Origin of the sequence: uncultured Senegalimassilia sp. (assembly GCF_902464545.1) — a bacterium.
In the GTDB taxonomy this organism is placed as follows: Bacteria; Actinomycetota; Coriobacteriia; order Coriobacteriales; family Eggerthellaceae; genus Senegalimassilia.
In genome coordinates this window covers 65133-82882 of sequence record NZ_CABQJR010000002.1, presented here as the reverse complement: position 1 = coordinate 82882, position 17750 = coordinate 65133, and the positions used below count along the sequence as shown (strand labels likewise).

Annotated in this window: 15 protein-coding genes; all 15 read right to left on the bottom strand. The window is 68.2% G+C overall.

The genetic code is table 11. From position 1 onward, the window contains the following. Positions 1 to 8: 8 nt before the first annotated feature. The 15 genes from RDW26_RS01020 to RDW26_RS00950 all read right to left on the bottom strand — a co-directional run bounded on the left by RDW26_RS01020 (position 9) and on the right by RDW26_RS00950 (position 17680). Positions 9 to 506 carry a DNA gyrase gene (locus RDW26_RS01020; protein WP_114513229.1) on the bottom strand — a complete coding sequence of 166 codons (498 nt, stop codon included), beginning with the start codon at positions 504 to 506 and terminating at the stop codon, positions 9 to 11. Between the two features lie 238 nt (positions 507 to 744). Next, positions 745 to 1752, bottom strand: a complete 1008-nt coding sequence (locus RDW26_RS01015; RefSeq protein WP_307982160.1) for a conjugal transfer protein TrbL — start codon at positions 1750 to 1752, stop codon at positions 745 to 747. Between the two features lie 9 nt (positions 1753 to 1761). Continuing rightward, positions 1762 to 2487, bottom strand: a complete 726-nt coding sequence (locus RDW26_RS01010) for a hypothetical protein (RefSeq protein WP_114516474.1) — start codon at positions 2485 to 2487, stop codon at positions 1762 to 1764. Between the two features lie 12 nt (positions 2488 to 2499). Further along, entirely contained in the window at positions 2500 to 4182 is a 1683-nt protein-coding gene (locus RDW26_RS01005; protein ID WP_307982159.1) for a glucosaminidase domain-containing protein, read from the bottom strand. Next, positions 4172 to 6805 (bottom strand): VirB4-like conjugal transfer ATPase, CD1110 family, encoded by a 2634-nt coding sequence (locus RDW26_RS01000; protein ID WP_307982158.1) that lies wholly within the window; start codon positions 6803 to 6805, stop codon positions 4172 to 4174. The genes RDW26_RS01005 and RDW26_RS01000 overlap by 11 nt, the downstream gene beginning before the upstream one ends. Next, positions 6783 to 7202 (bottom strand): PrgI family protein, encoded by a 420-nt coding sequence (locus RDW26_RS00995; RefSeq protein ID WP_302936566.1) that lies wholly within the window; start codon positions 7200 to 7202, stop codon positions 6783 to 6785. Before RDW26_RS00995 ends, RDW26_RS01000 begins: the two co-directional genes overlap by 23 nt. A 9-nt stretch (positions 7203 to 7211) precedes the next feature. Then, entirely contained in the window at positions 7212 to 7430 is a 219-nt protein-coding gene (locus RDW26_RS00990; protein ID WP_114513233.1) for a hypothetical protein, read from the bottom strand. A 60-nt stretch (positions 7431 to 7490) separates the two neighbouring features. Then, positions 7491 to 9365 carry a VirD4-like conjugal transfer protein, CD1115 family gene (locus RDW26_RS00985; protein ID WP_307982157.1) on the bottom strand — a complete coding sequence of 625 codons (1875 nt, stop codon included), beginning with the start codon at positions 9363 to 9365 and terminating at the stop codon, positions 7491 to 7493. Beyond that, positions 9362 to 10006 carry a hypothetical protein gene (locus RDW26_RS00980; RefSeq protein WP_307982156.1) on the bottom strand — a complete coding sequence of 215 codons (645 nt, stop codon included), beginning with the start codon at positions 10004 to 10006 and terminating at the stop codon, positions 9362 to 9364. Before RDW26_RS00980 ends, RDW26_RS00985 begins: the two co-directional genes overlap by 4 nt. 21 nt (positions 10007 to 10027) lie before the next feature. Beyond that, positions 10028 to 10846 carry an ATP-binding protein gene (locus RDW26_RS00975; protein ID WP_307982155.1) on the bottom strand — a complete coding sequence of 273 codons (819 nt, stop codon included), beginning with the start codon at positions 10844 to 10846 and terminating at the stop codon, positions 10028 to 10030. Between the two features lie 20 nt (positions 10847 to 10866). Further along, on the bottom strand, positions 10867 to 11529 hold the full coding sequence (locus RDW26_RS00970; protein ID WP_307982153.1) for a helix-turn-helix domain-containing protein: 663 nt from the start codon (positions 11527 to 11529) through the stop codon (positions 10867 to 10869). A 368-nt stretch (positions 11530 to 11897) separates the two neighbouring features. Continuing rightward, positions 11898 to 13394, bottom strand: coding sequence for a recombinase family protein (locus RDW26_RS00965; RefSeq protein ID WP_307982151.1), 1497 nt, complete (start codon positions 13392 to 13394; stop codon positions 11898 to 11900). Further along, entirely contained in the window at positions 13391 to 15076 is a 1686-nt protein-coding gene (locus RDW26_RS00960) for a recombinase family protein (protein ID WP_307982149.1), read from the bottom strand. Before RDW26_RS00960 ends, RDW26_RS00965 begins: the two co-directional genes overlap by 4 nt. Beyond that, positions 15069 to 16049 (bottom strand): recombinase family protein, encoded by a 981-nt coding sequence (locus tag RDW26_RS00955; RefSeq protein ID WP_307982147.1) that lies wholly within the window; start codon positions 16047 to 16049, stop codon positions 15069 to 15071. The genes RDW26_RS00960 and RDW26_RS00955 overlap by 8 nt, the downstream gene beginning before the upstream one ends. After that, entirely contained in the window at positions 16049 to 17680 is a 1632-nt protein-coding gene (locus RDW26_RS00950) for a recombinase family protein (RefSeq protein WP_307982145.1), read from the bottom strand. The genes RDW26_RS00955 and RDW26_RS00950 overlap by 1 nt, the downstream gene beginning before the upstream one ends. Between the last annotated feature and the right edge of the window lie 70 nt (positions 17681 to 17750).

The window sequence follows — 17750 nt, the reverse complement described above, 5'->3', positions numbered from 1 at the left end:
CCGCCTCCTTAGAACGGGATGTCGTCGTGCGCCAGGCCCTGCCGACGCGGCTGGTCATCCTGCGCGCGGCCGAGCGCGCTGCGGGTGGCCGCATCGGCCCGGTCGTGGAGGCTTCGCTGCTTCAAGGAGGCGAGGTAATCCTGCCGCTGCTGGTCCAAGGCGAAGCGAACCTGCTCCGGCATGACCTTGACCGTCTCGCGCACCTTGCCGCCATCGGCGTCCAGCACCGGCTTCCCGTCCTCGCCGAGAACGGTCTTCTGCAGCCACACCTCGCGGCCCTTCAGCAACGGGATGTCGCGATAGTCCTCCCCCTTGCGCGACTCGTTCACGTACAGCGGGGAGAACTCGAAGAAGCTCACGTCCCGGCCGTCGATCGACGTGCCCCTGGGCATGGTTGCCGAGTTGAACGTGCGTTGTTCGCCCGTCTCGCGGTCCGTGTAGGGGATTCCCTCCCTCACGAAGTTCTTGTGGAGCGTCACGTAGACGCTCTTGCTCTCGTTAGGCATGCGCCCTTCCTTTCAAAAACGGTTCGGGCGGGCCGTGCGGCCCGCCTCGTCGGACGGGCGGCGCGCTCGCAGGCAGAAAGCCCTCCTTCCCGGAAAAGGTCCGCGGGCGCGCCGCCCTACCCCAAGCCGGGAAAGGCAGCGGTTTGGACAAGGCGCGCCGAAAAAGGGCGGCACGGGAGTCCGTGCCGCCCTTGGCTTCTCCGTGTGGTCGGGCCTTTCGAAGCCTCGCGCCCCACCCCTATCCGCCCATGACGTCGCGGGCCCAGGCCCCGCTCTTCACCAGGCTGAGTATCAGCAGGACGCAGACGGCCAGGTACTGCAGCGCATAGCTCAGGCCTCCGACGACGCTGTCCATCGGCGTGCCCGTGCCGGCGTTCACGGCATCGAGCCCGCCCAGCACCACGGGGAAGCTTACGAGAATCACGAGGATGATGACGCCCGCCAGGCACACGCTGGCGAAGCTGCGCAGATACCCGATGCCGATCTGCCTGGTGTCCTCCAGGCCCATGAGGCTCAACGGTATGGGGCTGAACGCCGCCATCAGGTAGAGTTGGATGGCGCGGGCCCAGCTCACCACAAGCGCCACGATATAGGCCACCAGCACCACGACCCAGCTGACCAGCGCCACCACCGCCATGCCCAAAAGCGCCGGCACATCGTCGTCGGTGGTGGTGATGGACACCTTGCCCATGTCGAGCTCCGCGCCGTTGCCGAAGAGGTCCGTCACCCGCTGGATGGCGATGCGCGTCACCTCGTAGAGCGCCTGCATGAGCTCGAAGGAGTGCTGCACCAGGAACAGGAACACGGCGAAGAACACCAGCAGGAAGACGACCTCCTTCACCGCCGGCATGCTGGAGCTGCCGTCCATGCGCTGGCTGATCTTGATGAGCTGCACGGTGAACACGAAGGAGAGCACCCCGCAGCCGATTGGCAGGATGGCGCTCTCCCACACGCCGTGAACGATGTCGTACATGCTCACGGTGCCGGAGCCGCCCAGCATGGTCTCGAAGCTGGCGGAGAGCACGCCCTCGGCGCCGATGGACCTGAGCACGTCCACTTGGGCTCCGAAGATCCAGTTGCAGAAGTCCCGCAGCATGCCGCAAAGCCACGAGTTGACGGTGTCGGCGATGTCGGCGTGCGCAGGCTGCGGCAGCCAGAGCATCGCCGCGCAGAAGAGCGCGCTGCCCGCGAGCGAGAGCAGGAATCTCCGCTGCGCCGGCGTCGCCCGTCCGATTCTCTCAAGCAAAGCGACCCCCTAGCCCGACACGGTGAACTTGCCGTCGGCGTACGCCACCACGAGGACGGTCCTCGCGGGGTCATCGGCATGGAACGACGCCGAGACGGTCTTGGCGTTGAAGTCGACGGACGCCTCGCCGTCGAAGGAGGCCGACGCCGCCTGGGGCACATTCTTGGCCATGTAGGCCGCCAGGGCCTTGCGCAGCGGCTCCGCGTCGCCGCCGACGAGGCCTATGTATGCCTCGTCCATCCCGCTGACGGATACGGAGCCCTCGGCAACGTCCTCCGAATACTTCTTGCTCACCTTGAAGTCGTCGCTGGACATGGTTGCCGCGCCGCCGGACCGGTCGAAAATCAGCGTCCAGATGACGCTGTCCTGCGAATCCTCGTCGGTGCCGGCGACCGTGAACACGGCCTGCTTGCCGGCGTCCGCCTCCTCCACCTCGGAAACGGTCAGCACGTGGATCTTGCCGTCCGCCCCCTTCTCGATGACCATGCCCTTGGACATCTGCAGCGAGCCCGCGTCGCTCTTCCAGCCCTTGGAGCAGGCGAGCTCGTAGGACGTGAGCGCCGCGGGCGCCTCGGCGCCCTGGCCTTGAGCGGCCTCCTCGGCGGGCGCCTCCTCCTGCACGGTCTGCTGGTCCGTCCCCGCCGAGCGCAGGGCGCAGCTCGCGACCGACAGCGCGATCCCGATGGCCAGCGCGCCCGCCGCGATGGCGGCCAATGCCTTCGTCTTCTTCTCCATTTCGAAATCTCCTTATCCGGTGTATCGGAGGGCGCAGGTGAAGTACGAGATCCCCGTCGCCTTCCTGCACACGTCGCCCGTGCGCGGTTCGTGTATGTACTCGTCGCCTCCCACGTAGATGGCCACGTGGCCGTACTTGTAGAGGATGTCGCCCGGCCGCGCCTGCGACAGCGGTACGACGGTGAGCTCCTTGAGCTGGTCTTCCGTGTAATGGCTGATGCTTATGCCCGCCTGCCGGTAGCAGTACTGGGTGAGGCCGCTGCAGTCCAACCCCACGCCGGGCGTCGAACCGCCCCAGACATAGGGCACGCCCAGCTGGCTGTAGGCAGCCTGCACGATGGCGTCGCCGCCGGCCGCGCCCTTCTCGAAGTCGTCGACGCCCATGCCGTCGAAACGGTACAGGTTGTAGGTCCTCATGACCGACTTCAGGCTCTCCACGTACTCCGAGCTCGTGGCGTAGCCCGCGTCCTTCAGGCCCTCGGCCATCTTGTCCGAGTCATGGTCGGCGATGGCCTCCTTGATGAACGCGTTGTCCGCATAGCGGCTGTTCTGCAGGAGAACCCTGCTCCTGAACCTGATGCAGTCCGCGTCGCTCTTGAACACGGTGAAGTCGGCCATGACCGTGACGACCTGGCCGCCCACCTCCTCGTGGGTGGCCCAGCTCGCCTTGCCGGCGACCTCCGGGCAGCTGGCGAAGCTCGATGCCCACTTGATGCCGAAGAGGTTGTGGTCCCTGGTGGCCAGCTGGCTCATGGCGTCGCCCTGGCCGCTCTCGCAGATGACCTGCGCGATGGTGCAGCCTGCGGGATGCCCGTACTCCTCCTGGCACTCCAGCGCCTCGAGCACCATGTCGTAGGTGATGAAGCCGGGAAGGCCCTCGATCATGGCCTTGTCCTGCTCGTCTTGCCAGAAGCCGGCGATTGCGCCCAGGAGCGTCGAGAGGATGAGGCTCGCTGCTACGAAGGCGGTGACGCCCGCCAGGACCCCGCCCAGAACGGGCGCAGCGGTCGAGACGGCCGCCGCGAGCCTTCCGCCGAATCCGGCCTTCGCTGCGGCGGGCCCCGCCTCGGCGGCCTGCAGGGCGGCGCGCGACCTGGCATAGTTGGACGCGGCCCGGGCCTCGCCCAGGGAGCTGCCGCCGGCAGCCTTTCCGCCGGTGGCGGCAGATCGGCGGGCGGCCTTGCCGCCAAGGCCTTCCCTGGCCCTTGCCAGCAGGGATTTCGAGCGGGGCGCGCTTTCTGCGGAACCGCCCGGCCCGGCAACGGCCCTGACTTCCCCGGCGGCGCGCTTCGCCTCCTTTGCCGCGACGGCATCGGCGTTGGCGGTATCCTCCACAGGGGCGAACGGGTCGGACTCGAGCCTTGCCCTGCGCCGCTTCCGGATGTCCGCAGCCGCCCTTCCTGCGCGGTAGGCGCCTTCGGACCCGGAGAGCTCGTCGCTGTCGTCAAGCTCCCCGACGAAGCCGGCCGCGATGGCGCTCCCGGCCCTGCCGGCGAACCCGCCTTTGGCCACGGCGGCGTCGGGGGCGCCATCGGCCGCTCCGCAAACGTCGCTCTTGCCGCCCTCGGCGAAGGAGCCTTGGTCGGGCCCCTTGAACGAGCCGCCGCCCCTGCTCTCGAATCTGGCGTTGCCGGCCTCCACCGACTCCGCGCTGGCGAAGCCCTGCCTGCGGGCGCCGGACCCCCTACCCGACATCGCCCGCCGCCTCGGCCTCGTCGGCGCCGGCCGCGGACCCTGCCGCGCGCTTGGCGAAGTAGGCGGCGCGCTTGCGCTCGGCAATCTCGTCGGGCTTGGTGTTGAACAGGTCGTAGAGCGCGCCCTTGGGGAAGTCGTCCACGATGGGCACGCGGGACCCGCCCGCTATGAGCAGGCCGTCGCCGGGGTTGACCGACTCGTCGATGTAGCCCTCCTCCTGCTCCGAGAGGTTCAGCAGCTCCGACCACTTGGCCTTGTCAGCGAACGACTGCCTGTGCAGCATGAGGAAGTCGGAGTTCAGAATCAGGTTGCGGCCGTCCTTGTGGCTCAGCAGGTAGGTGCAGTTCTGGGTGATGCCGGTGCAGATCAGGTTGAACTTGCGCCCCTCCGCCCAGAACCGGCTGAAGTAGCTGATGGTGGCAGGGTGCCCGAAGAGGCTCTGGACCTCGTCGATGTAGAGCCAGGTCGTCACGCCGCGCTCGAAGTTCGCGTACATGCGGTTGCGCACCGCCTCCAGCACCGCGATGATGCCGAAAGCGCGCATGTTGTCGGGCAGGTCCTTGAGCCCCACGCAGGTGATGCGCCTGTCGAAGGCGACGTTGCTCTGGTGGTTGAAGATGGAGAGCGCCCCGGAGACGTATCGCTCGAACCGCAGCGCGACGATCTCGGCCTCGGGCTCCGGCTGCTGCCTCAGAATGTCGTAGAGGTCCTGCAGTTGTGGGACGGTTCCGCTCCTGCCGCAGGTCAGGTACGCCTTCTCCACGCAGCGGCTGATGATCGAGCGCTCAACGTCCGAGAGGCCCTCGTTGCCCTCCGCCATGGACGCGGCGGACAGCGCTAGCACCGCCTCGATCTTGTAGGCCAGCTGGGTTGTCTCCAAAAGCTCGGAGACGTCGCTTAGGTCGAGCGGGTTCAGGTACGTCTCGGAGTCCGGGCCGAACGCCACGTTGCGGCCGCCGAGGGCCTCGGTCAACAGGCCGAACTCGCCGGCGGGGTCGATGATGACGACGTCGTCCTCGGGATAGAGCAGCGCCGTGTTGGTCATCTCACGCTTGGCGCCGAAGGACTTGCCGCTGCCCGGCATGCCGCTTATGATGCCGTTTCGGCTGGCCAGGCCCTTGCGGTTGAGCATCACCAGGTTGCGGCTGCCCTTGTTCTGCCCGTAGTAGCCGCCCCCGAAGTCGTTCAGCTCCAAGGTGGCGAAGGGGGACTGGATGGCTATCTCGTCGGTGAGCATCAAGCGCCCCACCTTCACGTGGTTGCGTCCCAGCGGCAGCACGGAGTTCAGCCCCTCGCGCTGCCGGTAGTCCAGGTTCGCGAGCTCTATGCCCTGCGCCTGCGCCACCGATATCAGGTGCATCGCCTGCTCGTCCAGCTCCTCGCGGGTGGGGGCGTAGGTGAACACCAGCCCCGTGTAGCGGAACATCCGCTGGCTGTCGCCCTTCAGGCACTCGTAGACGTCCTGGGCCTCCTCACGGGTGAACTTCAGCTCGCTGGGGATGAGGTTGAAGTCGTAGCCCTTGCTCACGGCGTCCATCTGGTCCTCGGACATCTCCTTGTCGATCCACTTCAAGCGGCGGCGGACGTAGTCCTTGGACCAGCGCGGGTTCATGGCCCTCACATGGAAGCTGATCGCCAGCGGCATGGGGAGGTCCACCATGTCCGCCAGGCAGCGGTCGGTCAGGTTGCTCTCGAAGCTGCGGAACGCCAGCACCTGGCACCATACGCCGTCGCTGGTGAAGCAGCTGGCGGACCCGCCGGGCTTGAACTCCATGGTGTCGGGGCACGCCAGGTCCTTTGCCGTGATTCCGCGGGTGACGCCCAGGTCGTCGTAGTCGAACTCGGCGCGCTCGCGCCCCGGCCGCGTCATCGACCGTATCAGCTGCAGGCGCTCCTCTCCCCGCAGCACGCGGGTGCCGCTGCGCATGCCCGAAAGCACGCCGTCCGCCATGGAGCGCAGGCGCGCCAGCTTAGGAACGGACTCCTCCACCGTGTCGGCGGAGACGGAGAACGTCAGGTAGCGCTCGCGCATGATGTTGGACACGCCCTCGGCCATCTTGTCGTTGAGGATGCGGCTGTACTCGGCGGCGTAGGGAGCGGCGGGCCCCTCCACGCGGCCGAAGAACCTGCGGTTCGACATCTCGCCCTTGGTGAGCGGGCGGTTGAACAGCACAAGCTGCAACCCCACGTCCGGCGTCAGGCCGTCGTAGAGCTTGCGCATCTGGCGGCACACCGACTTCTGCGACTCGTCTCCCATGCTCTGGTAGCTGATGTCGCCGAAGCTGACCGTCTGGCTGAACAGCCCCGGCTCCACCTGCGCGATGCCGTCGGCGTACAGGGCGTCGAAGCCGATGAGCCTGTAGACATCCTTGGCTGCGCGGCGGGCCCTCTCGGCCGCGGCCTCGCCGGCGGCGCGCTCGCGCTGCTGGTTCCTGAGCCGCTTCTCGATCGGGACGTACCTGCCGCCCTGATGCCCGGGCCTCGCCGCAGCCCTCTTGCTTTTCCTGGCGCGCTTTGCGGCCGCCTTGGCCTCCTTGTCGGCGGCCTTCGCCGCGGCCTTGGCGTCCTTGACGGCCCGCTTGGCGGCGGCGACGTCCTCCTTACCGGCCTTTCGAGGGCTCATAGCGCTCCCCTCCCTTCCGCCAGCCCTTGGCCAGCCTGTTCCGATCGTTGAATCTCCTGCGCTTCTCGTCGGGCCATGCGTCCGCGGCCAGGGAGAACCCAGGCTCGTAGGTGACGACGCCGTCCTCGGCCCAATGCCGGTATGCCAGCGGGACGAACTCCTCGGGCTTCATGCCCTTGGGCCGCCAGAAGGCCGCCAGCCAGAACGGCATCGAGCACATCATCACGGGCATGGTTGCATCGGCCACCTCCACCCCAACGACCAGGTGCGCGAAGGCGGCGGCCGCCACGCTGGCCGCGATGCCGCCGCCTACGCAGGCAGCCACGCGGGCGGAGAGCTTGCCGACGACCTTCTCCTCGTACTCGCTGATGTCCTTGTGCACGTAGACAACCTGCATGGGCGCCCCCTAGTTGGGCATCCACGAGGTGTCCAGCTGGCCGAAGTACACGGCAGCCGCGATGATGATGGCCCCGCCCGCGATGGTGGAGATAGCCCCCGCGATCTGCGCGCCGCCGCGGGTCTCGTCCTTGATGGCGAGCCCCAAGCTCACCGCGCCCCAGACGACAACGAAGCCGCCCAGGAAGGTGATGCACCCGGAGACCAGGCTGATGATGTTCGATAGCATTTGGATTCCCTTCTGTCGTATGCCGCCCGCATCGGGCGGCCGCCTGCGTTGCGCTCGGTTCTAGGAGGAAGCCGCCTCCCGCCGCCTCCTCTCCTGCAGGTACGCCCCGTAGTCGAATCGTCCGGGGTACCTGCTGCCCGGATGCCCTGCCAGCAGCTCGTATCGCGGGTGCCTCTGCGTGGAGTACTTGGAATCGCGCAGCGGCGCGGCGTTGCTGAACAGCACGAGCGCCCTGTCCCTGCCCATGCGGCCCACCTCGGAGGCCTGCATCAGGTCGCGCTCGATGTAGCTGGTGTTAGTGGTGGTCGAGCCGCCGTTGCCGCGGCTCACGTTCTGCGCGTTGACCTCGACGGTCTCCTTGCCGATCATCTCGGAGATCATCTTCTGGGTGTCCACGCTCTTGCCGCCCAGGTAGAGCAGCGTGTCGCAGTTGTCCACGATGGTCTGGGCATCGTCGCCGTAGGCGCTCTTGAGCTGGGCGAAGCTCTGCAGGATGATGGACATGTAGACGTTGCGGCTGCGGATGACCGAGACCACGTGCTCGATGTCCGGCAGCCTGCCCACGTTGGCGAACTCGTCGCAGATGAAGTGCACGGGGCGCGCCAGGGAGCCGCCGGGCAGCGCGTCCGCCTTGTCGCAGAGCATGTTCACCGTCTGCCACAGCGTGATGGCCAGCATGAAGCTGAAGGTGGAGGACGTGTCGGAGCTCACCACGAAGACCGCGCGCTTGCCGCCCGCGTCGCCCAGCTTCGAGAGCTCCAGCTCGTCGTGATCGGTGAGGTTGCGCAGCTGCGGCACGGAGAAGGGCATGAGCCGCGTGTTGCAGCTGATGAGGATGCCCTTCATGGTCTTGCCGGCGGCGTCCTTGAAGGCCTTGTAGCACCACAGCACGAAGTCGTCGTCCACGCCCACCGGCTCGCCGACCTGCACCCACCTGAAGCCCGAGGACGCCTGGCGGCCGAACGCGCGGCCCGGCTTCCTCGCGCCGTCGCCCGCCAGCGCGCCGCCCGTCTCCACCAGGCGCATGCCCGTCTCGATCTCCCTGAACAGCAGGTCAAGCGGGCTCGTGTAGTCATCGTCGTCCTCCCTGGCCTGCGCAAGCGAGAGCAGCGTGACGAGCCCACCGAAGTTGCGGTCCTCGGGCGGGCAGTAGAACATCAGGTAGCCGATGAGGGCGGTGTAGAGCAGGCGCTCGGCCTGCACCCAGAACTGGTCGCCCACGTGGTCCTTGTCGCCGGTGGTGTTCGCGATGAAGCACTCCGCGAACTCGATGATCCCCACCTCGTCGCGGATGAGCGAGAAAGGGTTCACGCCGGCCGAGGCCGACATGCGCACCAGGTTCATGCAGCTGATCTCGTAGCCGCCCCCCACCAGCGCGTTGCCGAGCAGCGGCAGCTGCGTGCCCTTCGAGTCGATGACGAAGTAGTCCGCGTTCATCTGCAGGATGTTGGGTATGGAGTACCTCCAGGTCTTGCCGGCGCCGGTGCCCCCGATAACGAGGACGTTTCGGGGCCGCTCCTCCAGCTTCCTGCCTCTGCGCTTGCCGGGGTCGACCGCGAGCCCGTAGTTCTCGGTGAGGATGACGTTGTTGAAGGGGTCCTCGGTGTCCGCGAACCGCAGGCCCTCCGCCTTGGTGCCCCAGCGCGCGGAGCCGTGCTCCTCGCCGATTCGGCGGTTGCCCTGCGATCTCACCAAGTAGGCCCATGCGAGCCATACCGCGAGGAAGCAAACGAATCCGCCGAGCAGGGCGTTCGGCTCGGCGGAGACGCCCTGCGTCGCCAAGACGGACGGCACGGCCCCCATGGCAGCGCCGACGTTCTGCACCCAAGGCCCCTCCATGGAGCAGAGCGCCGCCGCGCAGAGGTCGCCCAGCGCGAAGGCCGCGGCAGAGAGCAGGCCAGCGGCCATGAGCCCTTCTCTCGAATAGCCCCTCATCGGCCCTGGGCCTTCTCCCTGTTGAACGCCCTCTCCCTATCGGGAACCTCATGGGCGCTCCTGCGCAGCTCCTCGGCGGCGGCCTTGGCCATCTCGGCCTTGTCGGCAAGCCTCTCGTTCTCGCCGGTCCTCGCGCGATCGCCATGCGCGCGGTCCTTGCCCAGGTCCCGCGCGCGCTCCCTTGCCCTTGCGAACTCCGCCGCAAGCTCCGCCGAGGCCTCCTCCTTGGCAACATCAACCGCCTGGGACATCTCGTCGAAAGCCCTCACCAGCGTCGGCGCATCCTCCGCCTTGAACAGCAGGTAGGTCTCGCCTTGAGCCTCCTTGTACCAGTCGTGCGCGATACCGCAGTCGTCCAGCTTGCCGTCGATGATGTCCTGCAGCGTCGGCCAGTCCTCGATGGAGGCGAACTCGCGCATGTCGAGCTTCGCCCATCGCGCGGGTCCTCCCGCCTCCCGACCGCCGGCTTCCACGCCGGCGCCGTCGCGGCCCTGGGCGTCCGCGCCCTTGCGCGCGTTGTCCAGCGCCGCCTTGAGCTTGTCAGCCGCGGCCATGGCCGCCGACCCTCCGGCGTCCTGGCCCATGCGCAAGATCCAGTCGAAGAGCTTCTCGCCCGAGTAGTCGCCGAAATCGTCCGCCATCTCGAAATCCTTTCTTCCCGTTTACTTGACGCCGTCGAGGATCCGCCGCACCGCGGCGCGGTTCTCCTCCGCCTTCGCCGCCCTGAAGCTGGGGCCGTCGAACATCACCGGCTGACACCGCTCCAGCACGCGGTCGTATATGCGCGTGCGGGCGAGCCCCCCGGGGTGCTTCAGCTGCGCGAGCGGTATGTTGGTGGTGACCACCAACGGCCTGCCGCTGCGGTAGCACGCGTCAACCAGGTCGAAGGCCCTGGAGTCCATGTAGGACGAGTCCCGCTCGGCGCCCAGGTCGTCGATGATCACCAGGTCGTAGGAGCGGATGCCCTCCAGCACGCGTGTCCGCTCATCGCCCTTGGCGTCCCAAAGCACGTTTTCCGCCCGGGAGACGCTGGTCATAAGCGGCACCTTGCCATCGTGCATAACGTAGTTGGCCAGGCAGCCCGCGGCGAAGGTCTTGCCCGTGCCCGGAGGCCCGATCAGCACCAGCCCATGGCCGCCCTCCGCCATCTGCTCCCAATGGCGGGCGTACTCGCGCACGATGCGGAAGCCCCTCCTGTCGTCGCGCCCCAGCCCGAACTCGTGCCCGGGATCCAGGGGGAGGCAGAGCTTGTGCGAAGGCGAGCCCTCCACGGACCTGACGTGGGCCGCGGCCCTGCGCGCGGCATCGAGTCGGTCGGCCTCCTCGACCTGGCACCTGCACATCACGGGCATGATCGCTGTCTGGCCGCCCCAATCCACGCGCACCTGCTTCCCGGCGCCGCACTTGCCGCAGCGCAGCAGCCCGTCGTCGCCGACGAAGTCGCCCTCGTCGATCTCGCAGCTGACGGGGATCGGGTCCATGGCCGAAGACCTGCCCGCCCTCACAGGACATCACCCGCCACGCAGGCGTACTCCGGCAAGCCGCGCCTCGCGCGCGGTTCCGCGCCCTTTGATGGGTACGTGTTTGATGGGTCTTTACTTGATCTCTCTTTACTTAATTGCCTTGGGTTCGCCAACGCAGGCCTTTCCTGCGCAGAAGGAACCTGCATTGGAAAACCCAACGCAGGCTCGTCGGACTCTGGCGGCGAAGGCCTGGCGACGGCGCGCTCGTGCACCACGTACTCGGTGCCGGCCAGGCGACCGAAGCCGTCGCGCAGGCGCCGCCGCTCGAGGTAGCCGTGCTCCTCGAGCTCGCGTATGCCGGTGCGGATGGCGTCGACTCCCTCGCGGTTTATGCGGGACAGGCCCTCGAGCGAGTAGTCCCACTCCTCGGGCAGGCTCAGCATCTGCGAGAGCAGCCCCTTGGCCTTCAGCGACAGGTCGCGGTTGCGCAGGTGCTCGTTGGACATCACCGTGTAGTTGGCGTTCTTCTCGACGCGGAACACCGTCACGACAGGTCGCCCCCGCGAAAGCCGCTGGGCGCCGGCGGAAGCATCGCAGCCTCCTCGGCGCGCGAGCACTCCGACGACGTCCTCAGCACCGCCCACGCCGCAAACGCCATGGCGGCCGACGCCGCCCCCAGTGCGTAGCCCGCGGCGAGCCACAAGAGAGCCGTTCCCATATCTGCGCCTTTCCTCGTTGGTTTTCCCTGGGTTTCCCCAACCAAAGGGCGCGTCCGCGCAAGTTTTGGACATCGGGCGGACGCAGACGGGTAGACGAGCGGCACCGCGCCAGCCCGTCGGCAAAGGAAATGCTGGAGAAAATCGGGAATGGCCCAAGGTGCGCGCCAGCGCTATCGCCTCGCAATGCGCAGCTGAGGGCCATCGGGCGACACTGGCGAGCTGCTGACGAGTTTGCCGCAGGCTCGGAAGCACTGCGCTCCTCAGCCACAGGCTTTGAGGAGCGCAGTTGTCCTGCCCCTTGACGCCTTCTGGTCAAGGGCGCGGTGTTTTTGACAATGCGAAGATGGCGGTCAGCGCATCACGACCTCCAGGTGCGGGCCTTCGTGCACCAGCACCTTCTCGACGATGCGCCTGAGCAGCGCCCTGTCGACGTCGTCGAGCCGATGTTCCTCCAGCGCGCAGAGAAGCGCCGCCCGCTCCTTCTCGCCGTCGGCATCGAGCAGCCGGTCCGCGCCGGACGGGAGCAGCGAGGTCGGCGCAGCGGCATGCTGCGGCTCGGCCGCCGCCGGCGAGCCGAGGACCTCGAGGTCGGCGGCGGTCGCCTTCCCGAAGGCGTAGCGCTCGTAGGCCGCGAGCTTCGCCGCCGCCGTGACGCGGGGCTTCGGCCTCCGGTCGGGTTCATGCTCGGCGCAAGGCCGCGGCACCGAACCGCCTTCCCTCATGGCTGCTGCGATGGCGTCTGCGACCTCATCCTCCGTCACCCGCCGCCTGTCGCCGCCGGCGCAGTCGCACTTGCAGGTGAAGGCGCCGCCCGCCTTCCATGCGCGGTAGCTGAGCGAGTGCCCGCACTCGGCCCGCCTGAGAAGCCCGCGCGCGAACGGGCTTTTCGGCGCGGACTTCCCCACTCCCTTGAGGTGCTCCCTGGTCCTGAGGCACGCCTGCGCGGCCCGCCAGAGCCCGTCTCCGACCAACGCGGGGTGCGCGCCCTCGGTGATGTAGCGCTCCGATTCAGGCACCACGTCGACCGGATGCCTGTTCATGACGCGCCTACGCGTCTTGCCGGTCACGAGCGTCCCCGTGTACACCGGGTCGCCCACGATCTTCTGCACTTGCGTGCCGGTCCAGCGGCGGCTCTTCGGCTCGGGGCGCTTGCCGTACCCGTACAGCCCGAGCCTGCGGTACGCCACGCCCGGCGTCTCGATGCCGTCGGCGTCGAGCGCCGCGGCGACGAGCTTCGGATCGGCAAGCTCGGCCGCGAGCTCGAACAGCCTGCGCACGCCGGGGGCGAAGCGCTCGTCCGGTGCCAGCCTCATGCGGTCGGCTGGGTCCACCATGTAGCCGAACGGCGGCGTGGGGTGCGGCCGTAGCCCTCGCCGCCACTTCGTCTGGAGCGCGCTGCGCACGCGGATCGACGTGTCCCGGCAGTAGGCGGCGTTGGCTATGTTGCGTATGGCTATGCCCGGCGCCGCCGAGTCGAGGCTGCACGCGGCCGAGTCATAGCTCTCGGCGATGCTCACGAACCTCACGCGCAGGAAAGGGAAGACCTGCTCAATGTAGGTGCCGGCGTCGATGTACTCCCTGGCGAAGCGGCTCAAATCCTTCACGATTATGCAGGAGACGCGCCCCTCCTTGCACAGGGCGAGCATGCGCTGGACCTCGGGCCGATCGAAGCTCGACCCGCTGAAGCCGTCGTCGACGAACTCCTCGACGGGCTGGCAGGAAAGCCCCGGGTCGCGTTCGACAAAGGAACGCAAGATGGCCCGCTGGTTGGCGATGGAATTGCTCACCGCGCCCTCGCCCTCCAGGTCGCCGTCGGCCCTCGAGAGCCTCATGTACAGCGCGATCATGCGAGCCTCCGCTCCATAGAAGCCACCCTGTCGCGCCAGTCGCCGAACCTGAACTCGATCACGATGCCGCCGTCGCGGCCCACCTCTATGCGCCTCACCAGCGCCAGCACCAGGTCGCGGCTGAACGTGAACAGGTCCTCCAGCGCCGCGACCGCCTCCTCGAACGCGACGTCTGAGGCGAGCAGCGCGTCGAAGTCCTCGAGTTCGCGGTTGGCCGCTTCGAGCGCGGCCCGGCAATCGGCCGCCCTCCCGTCGGCCTCGGCCTGCATCTCCTTGTACTCGGCCAGCGTCACGCCGCCGCATGCGTACAGCTCGTAGAGCCGCTGCCGCTCGCGCGACAACGCGGCGGCCCGCGCGGCCAACGCGTCGACGGACGCCTGCAGCCGCCTCCTCTCCTCGACCGCTCCCTCGCTGCCCCTGAGCCCGGGAAGCACCCGGTCGAGCTCCAGCGCCGTCGAGACCTGAACCCTGACCTCGTCCATGATGGCTATGCGCAGCGCGCGCTCGGCGACGCGCACGTCGTTGCCGCAACCGCGCCCATGGTGCCGCCGGCACTTGTACACGCTGCCCCGGGCCTCCCCCGTCTTCGGGTTGAACCTGCGGTCGATGATCATGCGGCCGCCGCACTCGGCGCAGAACAACACGCCCGCCAGCTCGTCGGGCATGGCGTTGCGGTCGGCCTCCTTGGCCGCCACCTGCGCCCGCTTCGCCGCCTTCTGGGCGCGCCGCTTGGCGCGGACGCGGCCGAACACCTCGGCCGGCACGAGCGCCGGGTGCGCATCGGGGAAGACCAGGCGCTCGCCCTCGGGCACCGTGTGCGCGGGAATCCCATCGTAAAGCGACCGGTAGGTGTTGCCGAGCACGAGCGTGCCGACGTAGACGGGGTTGTCGAGCATCTTGGCGACGTAGCGCGCCGACCACGGCCTGTCACGCCAGACGCCCGCGTAGCCCGCCGACGACTGGGCGTCCAGGTGGTCGACGGGCGTTGGCGCGCCCATTTCCGCAAGCGCTGACGCGATGTCGACCAGCCGCTCGCCGTCGAGGAACATGGAGAAGGCCAGCGGCACGAACGGCGCGGTGGCGTCGTCGACGTCGAGCCTGCCCTCGCCGCGCACCACGCGGTAGCCGTAGCACGTGTTGCCGTAGATGACCTCCCCCTCCTCCATCTGGCGGTGCTTCACCGCCGACACCTTGCGAGACGTCTCCACCGCGTACATCTCGTTGACCAGCCCCTTGAAGGGCACGACGATGCCGCCGTCGCCCTGCAGAGTGTCGAGCCCGTCGTTCACCGCGATGAAGCGCACGCCCAAAAACGGGAAGATGCGCTCCAGGTAGGTGCTCGTCTCGTACATGTTGCGCCCGAAGCGGCTCAAATCCTTCACGGCGATGCAATCGACGGCGCCCGCGCGCACCTCGTCCATGAGCGCGTCGAACGCGGCCCTGCCCTCGAACGTGGTGCCGGTGCGGCCGTTGTCCTCGTAGGCGCCGACCACCTTCACGCCCTCCATGCCCGACAGGCTGTCGCGCACGAAATCGACCTGGGCCCGCAGGCTGCCGTCGCCCGCCTGCCCGTTGTTCCTGTTGCTCAGCCGCGCATATACGGCGCACCTCCACACCTTGGCCGCGGGCGCTGCGGGAACCGCCGCGGCGCCTGCGGCCGCTTTCCTCGACTTCCTAGCCACGGCAGGGCCTCCTTCCCTCGGCCTTGGTCGGGCAGGCATAGCGGTTGCGCGCAAGCCCCTCGTTGGCCTCCTCGAACAGCTCCCGGCCGACCAGCGCCGGGTGGTGTCCCTCGATGACGGGGAACGACCCGACCGGGATGCCGCTTTTGCGCATGCGGATGCTGGCAAGGCGCTCGGGGGCGAAGTCCCCCGTGTAGAAGGGGTTGGTCACCATGCTCCTGATGGCGGCGTAATCCCAGCCTTCCATGGCGTGCCGATTGTGGCCGTAGAGCTCGTTGGCCCTCTGCCTGGGTCCGGGGCACCCAAGCTCGCGCACCTGGCCCTCCAGCTTGCTGCGCCACCAACGCCCCTGGGCGGCAAGCTCGAAGATTCTGGGGACGAAGGCCGCCACCTCGCCGTCCACGCGCACGCCGCAGGGCGCGTCCTCGTCGAAGACGTAGCCGAAGGGGACGTTGCGCCTTATAAGCTCGCCGGAGGCGAGCCTGTCGTGCTCGGCATGCAGGGCCAGCGCATCGGACATCTCTGTCTGCAGCCCCTTGAAGTACGCCCGCACGTCGCCGCCCTGCGTGTCGAAGCCGCGCGCGCAGTCCGCGAAACGGAAGCCCATGGGCACCAGCACCTCCTCGACGTAAAAGCGGGCCTCCGAGAAGCACGGCGCGAACACCGCTATGTCGGGCACGACCACGCAGTCGGCCCTGCGGTTCTCAATGACGCGCATGAGCTCGTCGAAGGCGGCGCGCACGTTGCGCACAGCGTTGCGGTTCCTGACGGTCTCCGCCTTGCGCGCATCATCGTGGGCGGCGAGCCACGCCTTGCACGCCGCCGACTGCGCCGCCATGTCGGGGACGCGAAGCCAGCCGCTCATCCAGTCGTAGGCGGAAAGGTACACGACGCAGCGCCATCTGCCGTCATCGCGCGCCCCGGGGACACCGCGCGCCGCTGCCAGCACGTCGGAGAGGTCGAAGCCCGCCATCACGCCACCCCCTCTTGCTTCGAGGCATATGCGGCGACGGGGTCGCCGAACCGGAAGACCACCTCGATGTCGCCGCCCTCGCCGACGAGCACCCTGTCGATGAGCTCGACGACCATCACGCGCTCGAGGCCCTCGGCGTCGCGGTAGCGCGCCAAGGTTTGCTCCCAGGTCTCCGCGCGTACGTCGTCTAGCTGGGCCGATTCCCGCTCGATGCCGGCCTTCTCGCCCTTCAAATCCTGCAGCCTGGCGTCGACGGCCCGGGCGAGCTCGGCGTACTGGGCCTTGTCGATGACGCCCGCCGCGTAATCGGAGTACATGCGCAGCCGTAGGTCGCCGTTGTGCTCGATGCGCCCCTCCACCGACTCCAGGCGGCAGACGAGCTCGGCGCGCCTGTCGTGGCGGTACGCCTCGGCGCCCCTCACGGCGCCGTCGCCGTCGACCGCCGCGAGGGCGTGCCCGTGCACTGCCCGCATCACCGCCGCCAAGAGCTCGTCCTCCCACACCTTGTGCATGCCGCACTCGGCGCGGTTCTTCCTATGGGTCTCGCAGGAATAGTAGAAGCGCTTGCCGCCGGAGCAGCGGCTCGCATGCCGTGCCATCGTCGCGCCGCAATCCGCGCAGAAGAGGAACCCCGACAACGGCAGCGACCGCTTGGCGCCGGGCGACAGGCGCATGTCGCGCCGCGCCAGCTTGCGCACCAGGCCGAAGGTGGCCGGGTCCACTATCGCCTCGTGCGCGCCGGGCGAACGGTCCCACTCGGACTCGTCGACGGGGAGCACCGCCTTGCGCCGGAAATCGGGCTTGCAGGTCTTGCCCTGCACGAGCGTGCCCGCATAGGCCTCGTTCGACAGGATGCGCAGCACCGTGCGCGCATCCCAGGCGGTCCTCTCCCCCTTGCAGAAGTTCGCGCTGCGCGCCGCGCCCTTCGCCGCGAAATACTCATAGGGGCTCGGCACGAGGCCCTCGTTGAGCATGGCGGCTATGCCGGCGGCGCTCATGCCGCCGATGCGCGCGTCGAAGATGCCGCGCACCACGCCGGCGGGCTCCGGGTCCACCACGAGCTTTCCGCGGTCGGGGCCGGTGCCCTTGGCGTAGCCGTAGGGAGCGAAGGCGCCAACGAACTCGCCGCGGCGGCGCTTGGCGGAAAGCGACGCCTTGGTCTTGGCGGAGGCATCGCGGCAGTACATGTCGTTGAAGAGGTTTTTCACCGGCAGCATCAGCGCGTCGGCCGGCGTCTTCTCGGCTGCGGAGTCGTAGCCGTCGGTGATGGCCACCACACGCACGCCGAGCGCCGGGAACACCTGGTCCAGGTAGCGCGACACGTCAAGATAGTTGCGGCCGAGGCGGCTCAGGTCCTTGACCACGATGCAGTCGACCTTGCCGGCCTCCACGTCGGCGAGCAGGCTGCCCCATCCGGGGCGGTTCTCGAAGGTGGAGCCCGAGAAGCCGTCGTCGGAGTACTCGGCGACGATGCTCAGGCCTCCGTTCGCATCGGCGAAGTCGCGGATCATGGCATGCTGGTTGAGAACCAAGCCGCTGGTGCCGTAGCTCTCGTCGTCGACGGAGAGCCTGGCGTAGCTGGCGGCGCGATAGACCCTGGCCGCTGGTTTCGGCGTTTTGGTTTTGGGCATGAAAAGGCCTCCTTTTGCACGTGCTTGTACGTGCGCCAGGAGGCTCTGAGGATGCCCTCGGGATGCGCTG